This window comes from Actinoplanes sp. NPDC051494 (genome assembly GCF_044454705.1).
GTDB lineage: Bacteria > Actinomycetota > Actinomycetes > Mycobacteriales > Micromonosporaceae > Actinoplanes.
This window is the reverse complement of record NZ_JBITDZ010000008.1, coordinates 155,272-167,634: the sequence shown is the minus strand read 5'-3', so window position 1 is coordinate 167,634 and position 12,363 is coordinate 155,272. Positions and strand designations below refer to the sequence as shown.

The 12,363-nt window shown below is 71.5% G+C and carries 12 protein-coding genes and 1 pseudogene; 7 read left to right on the top strand and 6 right to left on the bottom strand.

The window, feature by feature from the left end; genetic code table 11:
• From tsaB to ACIA6A_RS26155, 6 genes are read left to right on the top strand one after another with little or no spacing between them, the layout of a single operon-like run.
• The gene (tsaB, locus tag ACIA6A_RS26180) at positions 1-657 is read left to right on the top strand and encodes a tRNA (adenosine(37)-N6)-threonylcarbamoyltransferase complex dimerization subunit type 1 TsaB (RefSeq protein WP_396100495.1); all 657 of its coding nucleotides are present in this window, start codon (positions 1-3) and stop codon (positions 655-657) included.
• Positions 657-1,088 (top strand): ribosomal protein S18-alanine N-acetyltransferase, encoded by a 432-nt coding sequence (rimI, locus tag ACIA6A_RS26175; RefSeq protein ID WP_396100758.1) that lies wholly within the window; start codon positions 657-659, stop codon positions 1,086-1,088. Before tsaB ends, rimI begins: the two co-directional genes overlap by 1 nt.
• Positions 1,081-2,133, top strand: coding sequence for a tRNA (adenosine(37)-N6)-threonylcarbamoyltransferase complex transferase subunit TsaD (gene tsaD / locus ACIA6A_RS26170; protein ID WP_396100494.1), 1,053 nt, complete (start codon positions 1,081-1,083; stop codon positions 2,131-2,133). Before rimI ends, tsaD begins: the two co-directional genes overlap by 8 nt.
• Positions 2,134-2,143: 10 nt before the next feature.
• The gene (locus ACIA6A_RS26165) at positions 2,144-2,398 is read left to right on the top strand and encodes a hypothetical protein (protein WP_396100493.1); all 255 of its coding nucleotides are present in this window, start codon (positions 2,144-2,146) and stop codon (positions 2,396-2,398) included.
• 43 nt (positions 2,399-2,441) lie between these two features.
• Positions 2,442-4,133: an ABC transporter ATP-binding protein gene (locus tag ACIA6A_RS26160; RefSeq protein WP_396100492.1), complete on the top strand. Its 1,692-nt coding sequence runs from the start codon at positions 2,442-2,444 to the stop codon at positions 4,131-4,133.
• Positions 4,130-5,893, top strand: a complete 1,764-nt coding sequence (locus ACIA6A_RS26155) for an ABC transporter ATP-binding protein (RefSeq protein WP_396100491.1) — start codon at positions 4,130-4,132, stop codon at positions 5,891-5,893. Before ACIA6A_RS26160 ends, ACIA6A_RS26155 begins: the two co-directional genes overlap by 4 nt.
• Here the strand turns inward: ACIA6A_RS26155 and ACIA6A_RS26150 are convergent.
• The 6 genes and pseudogenes from ACIA6A_RS26150 to ACIA6A_RS26125 form a co-directional block, all read right to left on the bottom strand.
• A complete protein-coding gene (locus tag ACIA6A_RS26150) occupies positions 5,882-7,072 on the bottom strand; it encodes an ROK family protein (RefSeq protein ID WP_396100490.1) in 1,191 nt (396 codons plus the stop codon). The two genes, ACIA6A_RS26155 and ACIA6A_RS26150, sit on opposite strands and share 12 nt — an antisense overlap.
• A gap of 8 nt (positions 7,073-7,080) precedes the next feature.
• Positions 7,081-8,238, bottom strand: a pseudogene (locus ACIA6A_RS26145) (sugar ABC transporter permease); the annotation flags it as partial.
• A gap of 14 nt (positions 8,239-8,252) precedes the next feature.
• Entirely contained in the window at positions 8,253-8,993 is a 741-nt protein-coding gene (locus ACIA6A_RS26140) for an ATP-binding cassette domain-containing protein (protein ID WP_396100489.1), read from the bottom strand.
• Positions 8,994-9,015: 22 nt separating this feature from the next.
• Complete coding sequence (locus tag ACIA6A_RS26135) at positions 9,016-10,050, bottom strand: sugar ABC transporter substrate-binding protein (protein WP_396100488.1); 1,035 nt, start codon at positions 10,048-10,050, stop codon at positions 9,016-9,018.
• A gap of 75 nt (positions 10,051-10,125) precedes the next feature.
• Positions 10,126-10,608 carry a Cys-tRNA(Pro) deacylase gene (gene ybaK, locus ACIA6A_RS26130; RefSeq protein WP_396100487.1) on the bottom strand — a complete coding sequence of 161 codons (483 nt, stop codon included), beginning with the start codon at positions 10,606-10,608 and terminating at the stop codon, positions 10,126-10,128.
• Between the two features lie 11 nt (positions 10,609-10,619).
• Positions 10,620-11,786, bottom strand: a complete 1,167-nt coding sequence (locus ACIA6A_RS26125) for a methyltransferase domain-containing protein (RefSeq protein ID WP_396100486.1) — start codon at positions 11,784-11,786, stop codon at positions 10,620-10,622.
• A gap of 245 nt (positions 11,787-12,031) precedes the next feature.
• Here ACIA6A_RS26125 and groES point away from each other — a divergent pair, with 245 nt between their 5' ends.
• Positions 12,032-12,346 (top strand): co-chaperone GroES, encoded by a 315-nt coding sequence (gene groES, locus ACIA6A_RS26120; protein WP_396100485.1) that lies wholly within the window; start codon positions 12,032-12,034, stop codon positions 12,344-12,346.
• Positions 12,347-12,363: the final 17 nt, after the last annotated feature.

The following is a 12,363-nucleotide window of genomic DNA, read 5'->3' as shown; positions in this document are numbered from 1 at the left end:
GTGCTTGTACTGGGTCTGGACACCGCTACGCCCGCCGTCACGGCCGCGCTCGCCGACGTCGGCGGCGGGGCCTTCCGCGGGCTGGGGGAGCGCCGGACGGTTGATCCGCGGGCGCACGGCGAGTTGCTGGCCCCGCAGATTCAGCGGGTGCTCGCCGAGGCCGGCTACCGGCCCCGGGACCTGGGGGCCATCGTCGCCGGCACCGGGCCCGGGCCGTTCACCGGGCTCCGGGTGGGGCTGGCCACCGCCGCCGCCATGGGGCAGGCGCTGGGGATCCCCGCCTACGGGGTCTGCACGCTCGACGCGCTGGGCCGCGCCGCCGGGCCGGGGCGGGTGCTGGTGGCCACCGATGCCCGTCGGCGGGAGGTCTACTACGCGACCTACCAGGACGGGAAGCGGGTCACCGAGCCCGACGTCGCGAAGCCGGCCGACGTCGTGGTCGACGCCGAGCGGGCCGTCGGCGAGGGTGCCCTGAAGTACAGCGACGTGTTCGGGATCCCGATCGACGATCGGTTGCTGTACCCGTCGGGGGAGGCGCTGATCGCGCTGGCCCTGGACAAGATCCGGGCCGGTGCGAACGGGGACCCGCTCACCCCGCTGTACCTGCGCCGGCCGGATGCCGTGGCCTCGGTGACGAAGAAGAACGTGCTGCAGTGATCTCGGTCGAGCGGTTCCGGTGGTGGCACATCGAACAGGTCCTCCCGATGGAGGAGGACCTGTTCGGGTCCGAGAAGTGGTCTTCGTCGATGTTCTGGAACGAGCTCGCCCAGCGGCATTTCTATGTGGCGGCCGTCGAGGACGGCACGGAGCTCGTCGGCTATGCCGGGCTGGCGGTCATCGACGGGGAGGAGAGCTGGGTGCAGAACATCGCCGTCAAGCGGACCGCCCAGCAGCGGGGGATCGGGCGGCTGCTGCTCGAGACGCTGCTGGAACGGGCCGGCGACCGCAAGGTGCTGCTCGAGGTCGCGGTCGACAACGCCGCCGCCCAGCGACTCTACGTCTCCCATGATTTCGAGCCGGTCGGGATCCGGCGCGGTTACTACCAGCCCAGCAACACCGACGCCCTGGTGATGATGCGTGATGTCTGACGAACCTCTGGTCCTCGGGATCGAGACCTCCTGCGACGAGACCGGCATCGGCATCGTGCGCGGGCACACCCTGCTCGCCGACGCGATCGCGTCCAGTGTCGAGCAGCACGCGCGGTTCGGTGGGGTGGTGCCGGAGGTCGCCAGCCGGGCCCATCTGGAGGCGCTCGTGCCGACGATGCGGCGGGCGCTGGACGAGGCGAACGTGACCCTGGACGACATCGACGCGATCGCGGTGACCGCCGGGCCCGGCCTGGCGGGGGCGCTGCTCGTCGGGGTCGCCGCGGCCAAGGGGTACGCGCTGGCCGCCGACAAGCCGATCTACGGGGTCAACCACCTCGCCGCCCATGTGGCGGTCGACACGCTCGAGCACGGCCCGTTGCCGGAGCCCGCGGTGGCGATGCTGGTCTCGGGCGGGCATTCGAGCCTGTTGCTGGTCGACGACCTGACGGCCGGGGTGACGCCGCTGGGCGCCACGATCGACGACGCGGCCGGGGAGGCGTTCGACAAGGTCGCCCGGCTGCTGGGGATGGGGTTCCCGGGCGGGCCGGTGATCGACCGGACGGCGCGGGACGGCGACCCCCGGTCGATCGTGTTCCCGCGCGGGCTGACCGGGCCGAAAGACATGGCCAGGCACCGGTTCGACTTCTCGTTCTCGGGGCTGAAGACCGCGGTGGCCCGGTGGGTGGAGGCGAAGGAGCGCAGTGGCGAGCCGGTGCCGGTCGCCGATATCGCCGCGAGTTTCCAGGACGCGGTCTGCGACGTGCTCACCGCGAAGGCGCTGGACGCGTGCCGCGAGCACGGGGTCGAGACGCTGGTCATCGGCGGCGGGGTCGCCGCGAACTCCCGGTTGCGGGTGCTGGCCGAGCAACGGGCGGCGAAACTGGGCATCCGGGTGCGGGTGCCGCGGCCGCAGCTGTGCACCGACAACGGGGCGATGGTGGCTGCCCTGGGGTCACATCTGGTAGCCGCCGGTGTCGCGCCCAGCCGCCTCGACCTGCCGGCCGATTCGGCAATGGGATTGACCTCGATCGTGGTGGCGGGGTAGGAAGCCAGGCATGATCGCACGGATGTGGGAGGTACGGGCCTCGCGGAGCGGCTTCGACGAGCTGCTGAGCTGGGTCTGCGATGTGGCGCTGCCGAAACTGGAGGTGCTGCCCTCGCATGTGTCGAGCGAGGTCTACTCCTCCACGGATCTGCGCATTGTGGTTATCTCCCGGTGGCGGAACACCCCCGGAGAGCTTCCGGCACCCCCGCAGGAGCTGGTGGCCCGGTCGCCACACGTGTGGGATTTCACGCCGGTCGATAGATAAGCCTATGGATCGTGATGGCGTAGTTACGTAACGTCGAAGGGCGATGCGTGATCTGCCTCCCGCCGACCCCGGCACCCCCGATGACCGGTCCGCCACCCGATATCTCGGCTGGCTCGCCCGGCGTACCTGGCCATCCGTCAGCGCCGCGGTCCTGTTCGCCATCCTCTGGATGGTGTGCCAGGCCGTGGTGCCCGCCGTCGTCGGTAAGGCGATCGACGCCGGCCTGACCCAGCACAACCGTGGTGACCTGCTCTTCTGGAGTCTGGTGCTGCTCGGCGTCGGTGCCGTGCAGGCCCTCGCCGGAGTGCTCCGGCACCGCCGCGCGGTGTTCAACTGGCTCTCCGCCGCGTTCCGCACGATCCAGCTCTCCATCCGGCAGTCCGGGCGGCTCGGTGTCGCGATGCCGCGCCGGCTCGACGCCGGTGAGGTCGTGGCGATCGGGACGGCGGACATCAGCCACATCGGCAACGCCATCGACATCACCGCGCGCGGCACCGGCGCGGTCGTGGCGGTGCTGACCGTCACGACGATCCTGTTGTTCACCTCGGTGCCGCTGGGCCTGGTGGTGGTGCTCGGGATCCCGCTGCTCACCGCCGTGGTCAGCCTGCTGATCCGGCCGTTGCACCATCGCCAGCAGGAATACCGGGAGAAGCAGGGCCGGCTCACCGGCCGGGCCACGGACCTGGTCGGCGGGCTGCGGGTGCTGCGCGGTGTCGGCGGTGAGCCGGTGATGTCGCGGCACTACCGGCAGGGGTCGCAGGAACTTCGCGACGCCGGGGTACGCGTGGCCCGTGTCGAAGCCCTCCTTGACGGCGCGCAGGTCCTGGTGCCCGGGATCTTCCTGGTGCTGGTGACCTGGCTCGGCGCGCGCTTCGCCCTGTCCGGCCGGATCACGGTGGGCCAGCTGGTCTCGTTCTACGGGTACGCGGCGTTCCTCGTCTCCCCGCTGCGCCAGCTCACCGAGACGATCGACAAGCTGACCCGTGGTCACGTCTCCGGGCGGCGGGTGGTCGACATGCTCCGGGTGCAGTCCGACCTGCCGGAATCGCCCCGGCCCCGGCCCGTGCCCGCGGGTGGTGACCTCGTCGATCCGGTCTCCGGCGTGACCGTGCGCTCGGGGTGTGTGACGGCCATCGCCGCCGCCCTGCCGGCCGACGCGGTCGCCATCGCCGATCGGCTCGGCAGATACACCAGTGACGGCGACGGGACGCTGCTGGACGGCGTACCGCTGAAAGATCTTGATCTGTCCGCCCTGCGGGAGCGGATCATGGTGGCCGACAACGACGCCCGCCTGTTCTCCGGGCCGTTGCACGACGACCTGGATCCGGACCGGACCGGCCGGACGCCGGCGGCGCTCGAGGCGGCATCGGCGCGGGACGTGATCGAGGAGCTGCCGGACGGCCTGGACAGCGAGGTGGCCGAGCGCGGCCGCAGCTTCTCGGGCGGTCAGCAGCAACGGCTGCGGCTGGCGCGGGCGCTGGTCGCCGATCCGGAGATCCTGGTGCTGGTCGAGCCGACCAGCGCGGTGGACGCGCATACCGAGGCGCGGATCGCCGGCCGGCTCGGCACGGCTCGGCAGGGCCGCACCACCGTCGTCTGCTCGACCAGCCCGCTGGTGCTGGACCGGGCCGACCACGTCGTCTACGTCGAGGACGGCCTCGCGGTCGCCCAGGGAACCCATCGCGAGCTGCTGGACGGCAGTCTCGCCTATGCGAGGACGGTGCTGCGCGAGTGAGCAACGCGCTCCCGGTGGCTGACACCCGCCAGGTGCGACGGTACGCCCGCGAGCTGTTTCGCCGGCATCCGCGCGCCCTCGGCACGGCCATCGCCCTGCACGCCGTGGCCGCGATCGCCGGTCTGGTCGGCCCACGCCTGCTCGGCAGCCTCGTCGAGTCCATCCAGCGGCGTGCGGCCGTCGCGGCGGTGGACCGGATCGCGATCCTGATCGCGGTCTTCATCGTGGTGCAGGCGATCTTCGTGCGCCTCGCCTATCTGGCCTCGGCCCGGCTCGGTGAGCGGGTCCTCGCGGAGCTGCGTGAGGAGTTCGTGGACCGGGTGCTGGCCATTCCGCTGTCCACCGTGGAACGGGCCGGCACCGGCGACCTGCTGACCCGGACGTCGCGGGACGTCGACGCGTTGTCGCGCTGCGTGCGGTTCGCCGTACCCGAGACGTTGATCTCGCTGATCACGGTGACGCTCGCGGTGGGCGCGCTGCTGCTCGTCAGCCCGCTGCTGGCGCTGCCGTTGCTGATCGCGGTGCCGGTGATCGTGATCTCCGCGCGCTGGTACCTGCGCCGGGCCTCGGCCGGCTATCTGCGGCAGAACGCCGCCTATTCGCAGGTCACCGACGGACTCGCGGAAACCGTCGAGGGGGCGCGCACGGTGGACGCGCTGCGGCGCCAGGACCAGCGGGTGCGCCGCACCGACGCCGATCTGCGGCGCTCCTGGCGGGCCGAGCGCTACACGTTGTACCTGCGGACGGTCTGGAGCCCGACGGTCGAGTTCGGTTACATCCTCCCGGTGGTCGGCACGCTGCTCATCGGCGGCTGGTACTACTTCGAGGGCTGGGTCACCCTGGGCCAGGTCACCACCGCGGTGCTGTACACCCAGCTGCTCATCGACCCGCTCGACCGTTTCCTTGGCTGGCTCGACGAGTTGCAGGTGGGCGCCGCGTCGCTGGCCCGGCTGCTCGGGGTCACGTTCACCGCGGCGCCGGGCACCCAGCGGCACCCGGACGGCACCGAGCTGGTCGCGACCGACGTGCGTTTCTCCTACGTGGAGGGACGGGAGGTGCTGCACGGCATCAACCTGACCATCGCGCCGGGGGAGCGGCTGGCGATCGTCGGGCCGTCCGGCGCGGGCAAGTCGACGCTGGGCCGGCTGCTGGCCGGGGTGCACACGCCGACCAGCGGGTCGCTCACGGTCGGCGGGGTGCCGCTGTCGGATCTGCCGCTGGACCGGCTCCGGACCGAGGTCGCGCTGGTCAGCCAGGAACATCACGTGTTCATGGGGACGCTGCGCGACAACGTTGCCATGGTGCGGCCGGGCTCGTCACCGACCGACGTACGGGAGGCGCTGGCCGCGGTGAACGCTCTGAAGTGGGCGGACCAGCTGCCGGACGGGCTGGACACCGTGCTGGGCGCCGGCGGGGTGCCGCTGTCGTCGGCGCAGGCCCAGCAGGTGGCGCTGGCCCGGCTGGTGCTCGCCGATCCGCACACGCTGGTGCTGGACGAGGCGACCGCCCTGCTGGACCCGCGGGCCGCCCGTGATCTGGAGCAGTCGCTGGCGGGCGTGCTGCGGGGGCGGACGGTCGTGGCGATCGCGCACCGGCTCTTCTCGGCGCACGACGCCGACCGGGTCGCGGTGGTCGAGGGCGGCCGGATCACCGAGCTCGGCTCGCACGACGAGCTGGTCGCGGCCGGCGGTTCCTACGCCGCGTTGTGGAACTCCTGGCACGGGATCAAACCACGGAACGGCACGGGGTCACGGCCATAGTGCGTCGCGGGGGTCGTCCAGGAGCCGCTCGAACGCGAGTTCCGCGGCGCCGATCAGTGCGGCGTCCTGGCCGAGCTCGGGGGTGCGCAGGCGGATGTCGGCGCGGCACTCGGGCAGTGCCACCTCGTGGAGCCGGCTGCGGATCTGTGCCGCGGCGACGAGGTAGATGTCGCGCAGCGTGCCCCCGAAGATCACCGCCTCGGGGTTGAAGATGTTGACCAGGTTGCCGACCCCGAGTCCGAGCCAGTCGCCGACGTGCCGGACCGCCTGCTGGGCCACCCAGTCGCCGCGCATCGCCGCGTCGACCACGGCCAGCACCGCGTCCCGGCCGCTGCGGTCCGCGCGGCCGGCGAGCTTCAGCAGCGGATATTCGCCGATCTCGGTCTCCCAGCAGCCGCGGGACCCGCAGCTGCACGGTTGCCCCTGCGGGTTGACCACCATGTGGCCGACCTCGCCGCCGTACCCGCCGTTGCCGGTGATGCGCCGGCCGCCGGCGATGATGCCGGCACCGACACCCACGTCGCCGTACAGGTAGATGACGTTGTCCCGGCCGGCCGCCGCGCCGCGGGTGTGCTCGACCATCGCCGAGACGTCCGCGATGTTGCCGACCAGCATCGGGCCGACGTCGCCGATCTCCTCGACCAGCGCCTCCCCGACGGGTTCGTCGACCCAGCCGATCGTCGGGGCGAGCCGGACCATGCCGTCCGCGAGGCGCACCATGCCGGCGATCGCGAGACCGGCGCCGACGTACCGGGATCCGGGCGGGACGTCCGCGCGCATCTCGTGGACGAAGCCCGCGAGCGGCTGGACCGCGTCGCCGACCTGCATGCCCCAGGGCCGGGGGGCTTCCCGGCGGTCCAGGATCTTCCCGCCCAGCCCGACGCGGGCCGCGCGCAGCCGGTCGACCTCGATGTTGAGCGCGTACGCGTAGACCTTGGCCGACTCGGGCCGCACGACGAGCGACGGCCGGCCGGCCCGGCGGGTCTTCGGCGACTCCTTGCTCTCGGTGACGAGCCCGGCGGCGATGAGGTCCGCGGTGAGCGCGCCGATCGTGCTGCGGTTGAGGCCTAGCCGGGTGGTGAGTTCCGCCCGGGACGTAGCCCCATGAATGTGGACGTATCTCAGCAAGGCGCCCAGATTGTGCCGCCGCACCTCTTCCTGGGTCGGGGCCGCCCGCATACCCGCGGCTATCGGATACCGGTCGAGGCCGCGCGCCGCCGCGACAGCGCGTCCACACTCGCCGCCAGCAACAGGACGACGCCGGTGAAGATGTACTTCGTCCCGGGGCTCAGGCCCATCAGGCCCATGCCGTTGTCGATCACCGCGATGACCGCGCCGCCGATGACCGCGGAGAAGACGCGCCCCTTGCCGCCGAAGAGGCTGGTGCCGCCGATGACGGCCGCGCCCACGGCGTACAGCAGGACGTTGCTGCCGCCCGAGTTCGGGTCGACGGAGTTGGCCCGGCTCGCCGCGACGATGCCGCCGACCGCGGCCATGAACGAGCCGATGACGAAGACCGAGATCCGGATCCGGTCCACCGGGATGCCGGCCCGGCGGGCCGCTTCCACGTTGCCGCCGACCGCGTAGACATGCCGGCCGTACGCCGTGCGGCCCAGCACGAACGTCCAGAGCACCAGGAACGCCGCGATGACCGGGGCGACGATCGGCACGCCCTTCACCGAGATGGACTCTGGGTTGATGCTGCGCTCCTGGCTCAGGACGGCGACCGCGGCGAACAGCAGGACCGCGAGCCCGGCGATTCGTACCGCAACGATACCCATCGGGTCATTCGTCAGCCCATGGACGGCCCGGCGGCGCACCCGGTGCAGCTGACTGCCCGCGTATCCGGCGACCGCGACCGCGGCGAGGACCCAGCTCAGGGCCGGCGGGACGTTCCGGTTGGCCAGCGCCAGCACGAACGGGTCGCGGATCGAGACGTTCTTGCCGCCGCTGAGCAGCACCAGCAGCACGCCCTGGAACGCCAGGAAGCCGGCCAGCGTGACGACGAACGACGGTATGCCGACCTTCGCCACCAGGAACCCGAGGACCAGGCCGATGAGCAGGCCGACGGCCAGCGCGGCCGGGATCGCGGTGTACCAGGCCCAGCCGTGGTCGGCGAGCAGGGTCGCCATGACCGCGCCGCAGACCCCGCTCGCGAAGCCCGCGGACAGGTCGATCTCACCGAGCAGCAGGACGAAGATCAGGCCCATCGCGATGAGGACGACCGCGGCACCCTGGGGGAACAGGTTGGCGATGTTGGTGGCGCTGAAGAACCGGGGCCGGGCGATGCCGAAGAACGCGCAGAGCACGACCAGGCCGGCGACGGCGTACCAGCTCCCGGTGTCGCGTTTCCAGAAGCTCATGCGCTGCGCCCCGCGGTGATCAGTTCTACCACCTGGGAGTGGGTGACGTCGGTCGTCCTGAGCTGCGCCGCGGTGCGGCCGAGGTACAGCGCCACGATGCGGTCCGAGACCGCGAAGACGTCGTTCATGTTGTGCGAGATCAGTACGACGCCGAGCCCGTTGTCGGCGAGCCGCCGGACGAGTTCGAGCACCTGGGCCGTCTGGGCGACGCCGAGCGCGGCGGTCGGCTCGTCGAGGATGACGACGCGGCTGTTCCACAGGACGGCCTTGGCGATCGCCACGGTCTGCCGCTGTCCGCCGGAGAGACTCGCGACCGACTGCCGCAGTGACGTCACCGTGCGTACCGAAAGGCTGGCCAGGGTTTCGGCGGCCATCTGTTCCATCGTGGGTTCGTCCAGGACGAAGCTGGTGAGTTTCTCGCGGCCGAGGAACATGTTCTGGACGATGTCCAGGTTGTCACACAGCGCGAGATCCTGATAGACGATCTCGATGCCGAGGTCGGCGGCTTCCCGGGGGCTGCCGACGCTCACCGGTTCGCCGTCGAACAGCATGGTGCCGGCATCGACGGGGTAGATGCCGCTGATGCACTTGACCAGGGTGGACTTGCCGGCGCCGTTGTCGCCGACGAGCGCGGTGACCTCGCCGGGATACACGCTGAGTCCGACGTCGTGCAGCACCTGGACGGGACCGAAGCTCTTGTCGATCCCACGTAGCTCCAGCAACGGTGTCGCGGCCAAAGGTGGCTCTCCTTGTCGATGATCAGCTGACGCCGTGATCGGTGCAGAGCCTGGCGAATTCGCCGGTGCAGAGCTGCTCCTTGGTGACGAAGCCGTCCTTGACCACGTCGTTGACGTTGTCCTGGTAGATGGCCTGCGGGGTGAGCAGGACGGTCGGGGTGGCCGGCTCGCGGTCGCCGCGGGCCAGCGCGACGGCCAGGCCGGCGGCGACCTCGGCCTCGTCCTCGATCGCCTTGTACACGGTCATGCACTGGTCGCCGGCGAGGATGTTCCGCAGTCCCTGCACGGTGGCGTCCTGGCCGGTGACCGGGATCCGGCCGTTCAGGCCCTGCTTCCTGAGCACCGAGATCACCGCGTTGCTGAGGCCGTCGTTGGCGGCCAGCACGCCCCGGATCTGCCGGTGCTCGGTGAGCATCTGCTCGAAGATCGTCGCGGCCTGGGCGTTGTCCCAGGCCGGTACCGACTCGTCCGGGCCCTTGACGAACGTGCCGTCGGCGTACCGGGGATCGAGGACCGCGTTGTAACCCTCGGCGAACAGGGTGGCGTTGTTGTCGGTGGGGGAGCCGTTGAGCGCGGCCACCATCGGCCGGTCGGCCTTCGCGCCGGCCAGGCACTTGATGAGGCCCTCACCCTGCAGCCGGCCGACCGCGACGTTGTCGAAACTGACGTGGTAGTCGGCGCCGCCGTCCGGGGTGAGGCGGTCGTAGTCGATCGTGTGGACGCCGGCCGCCCGGGCCCGGCCGAGCACCGCCCGGCCGGTGCCGGCGTCCAGGTTGACGATCATCAGGACCGTGACGCCGTCCGCGATCATGCCGTCGGCCAGTGTCAGGAACTGGTTCTTGTCGCCCTGGGCGTTCTGGATGTCGGCCGTGACACCCGCGCGGTCGAACGCGGCCCGCAGATACTTCTTGTCGTAGGAGTCCCAGCGCTGGGAGGTCGCCGTGTCCGGCAGGATCACCCCGACCTTGCCGGGCAAGCCGTCGGACCCGGTGCCGCAAGCGGTCACCCCGCCGGCGAGCAGACCCGCCGCGGCCAGGAGCGCGATTCGCTTACGCATGACGTGGTGTCCTCTCCCGGGCCGCGCGTGGCAACGTATGCCGGGCACCCGCCGCAGCACAACCGGCGATCCGGGTTATGTCCTGATCCGGGCCACCGAGGCACCGGTCAGCCGGATCAGGTCGGCCGGCGGCAGGGAGACCTGCAGACCCCGGCGGCCGGCCGAGACGTAGATCAACTCCAGCCCCGGCGCCGAGTCGTCGATCACGGTCGGCAGCCGTTTGCGCTGGCCCAGCGGGCTGATGCCGCCGCGGACGTAACCGCTGCTGCGTTCGGCCGCCGCGCGGTCGGCGAGGGCCGCCTTCTTGCCGCCGGACGCGGCCGCCAGCGCTTTGAGATCGAGTTCACCGGTGACCGGGACGACCGCGACGGTCAGCGCGCCGTCCACCTCGGCGATCAAGGTCTTGAACAACGACCCGGGGGGTACGCCCAGAGCGGCCGCGACGAGAGCGCCGTAATGGGGGGAATCGGGCGAGACTTCGTACGGGTGCAACTCGTGCGCGACCTTCGCCGAGGAGAGCAGAACCGTCGCCGGGGTGCCGGACGCCTTCTTAGCCACGATCGTCGAGGTTATCGGCAGAGCAGGACCGTCGGCGCACCCGCCACCCGGGTGAGCACCAGCGACGCCCCCGCTCTGCCGCTCAGGCGTAAATCACGCCGTAATTGCTCCGGTTCCAGTGCTGACCCGCGCTTGCGGATCTCGAGCCGGCCCACGCCCCGCTCGCGCAGCAGGGTGCGCAGCCGTTTCAGCGAGAAGGGCAGCACGTCGGTGATCTCCAGCCGCCGGGCGAACCCGGTCTCCACCGGCTCGTCGGTGTACACGTAGGCGATCTCCGGGTCCGCGAGCCGGCCCCCGACCGTGGCGGCGAACTCGGCCACCAGGTGCGAGCGGACCACCGCGGGATCCGGGTCGTACAGATAGCGGCCCACCGTGCCGACCGGTGCCGCCTCGACGCCCGACCCGTGCAGCTCGAGCCCCTCCGGCAGTAAGCTCGCCCGTCGAGCGAATTCCGCGAGCGGGCCGCACCAGAACGCCGCCTCCACCAGGTCGCCGCCGACGCTGACCCACTCGCCCTCGGCGCCGGGCGGCAGCAGCGCGTGGTCGATGCCCGGTGCCAGCTTGAGCACCGTGCGGGGGACCCGGTCGGGCAGCGCGCCGATGAAATCCCAGGACGGCGACCACGACCGGGGGTCCATCACCCGGCCGCGGCCGGCCCGGCGCCGGGCCGGGTCGGCGAAGACCGCGTCGAACTTCTCCACCTCGACCGTGGTGGCGTCCGCGCACGCCACGGTCACCAGCGCGGTCAGGCCGGCCGCCTCGACGTTCGCGGCGGCCACCGCTGCGGTCAGCGGGTCGGCGTCGACGGCGTGCACCCGGATCCCCTGCCGGGCCGCCGCCAGCGCGTCGGAGCCCATGCCGCACCCCAGGTCGGCCAGGCTGGTGACCCCGGCGGCGCGCAACCGGGCGGCCCGCCGGTCGGAGACGACCGCGCGGGTCGCCTGCTCGAAACCCGGCCGGGTGAAGAACATTGTCGCGGCGGCTTCGCCGAGTTTGCCCGCGGCGCGTCCGCGCAGCTCAGACTGGGTGAGTGCGGCAGCGGCCAGCGGTGCGGGGAAACCCCGCGCACGCATGGCCGAGGCAGCGGCGAGCGGATCGCCGCCCGACACCTCGGCGGCGGCCTTCAGGGCGTCCGAGCCCTCGGGGGTACGCAGGGCGGCGAGCAGTTCGAGGTCCACGCGGAGTCATTCTGCCGTGTTGGCACTCTCCTTGACGGAGTGCTAGTTCCGGCATAATCTCCGATTAGCACTCTCAACCTGAGGGTGCCAGCTGTGCGCCCTTGCCGGCCGTGCCCTCGCGGCTCGTCCGGACCGGGGCCGCACGCTTGCGCCAGGCGGACCGGCACCCGCGACGACGGACCCGCCCGGTGGCATGAGGCATGAGCCCGGCCAATGCTGGCCGGCAAACCTGTACCCAGGAGGGTATGCCCGTGACTACCGCGACCAAGGTAGCGATCAAGCCGCTCGAGGACCGCATCGTCGTCCAGGCGAACGAGGCGGAGACCACCACCGCCTCGGGCCTTGTGATCCCCGACACCGCCAAGGAGAAGCCGCAGGAGGGCACCGTCCTCGCGGTCGGCCCCGGCCGCATCGACGACAAGGGCAACCGCGTCCCGATCGACGTCCAGGTCGGCGAGACGGTTCTCTATTCGAAGTACGGCGGCACCGAGGTCAAGTACGCCGGCGAGGAGTACCTGGTGCTCTCCGCCCGCGACGTCCTCGCGGTCATCGAGAAGTAAGACCTAACTGATTGCGC

What these genes read in the sequence shown, in the direction of transcription:
- ACIA6A_RS26160 (WP_396100492.1), top strand. Translation starts at nt 2,442, where the DNA reads ATGCGTGATCTGCCTCCCGCCGACCCCGGCACCCCCGATGACCGGTCC.
- ACIA6A_RS26165 (WP_396100493.1), top strand. Translation starts at nt 2,144, where the DNA reads ATGATCGCACGGATGTGGGAGGTACGGGCCTCGCGGAGCGGCTTCGAC.
- groES (WP_396100485.1), top strand. Translation starts at nt 12,032, where the DNA reads ATGCCCGTGACTACCGCGACCAAGGTAGCGATCAAGCCGCTCGAGGAC.
- ACIA6A_RS26150 (WP_396100490.1), bottom strand. Translation starts at nt 7,072, where the DNA reads ATGCGGGCGGCCCCGACCCAGGAAGAGGTGCGGCGGCACAATCTGGGC.
- tsaD (WP_396100494.1), top strand. Translation starts at nt 1,081, where the DNA reads ATGTCTGACGAACCTCTGGTCCTCGGGATCGAGACCTCCTGCGACGAG.
- ACIA6A_RS26135 (WP_396100488.1), bottom strand. Translation starts at nt 10,050, where the DNA reads ATGCGTAAGCGAATCGCGCTCCTGGCCGCGGCGGGTCTGCTCGCCGGC.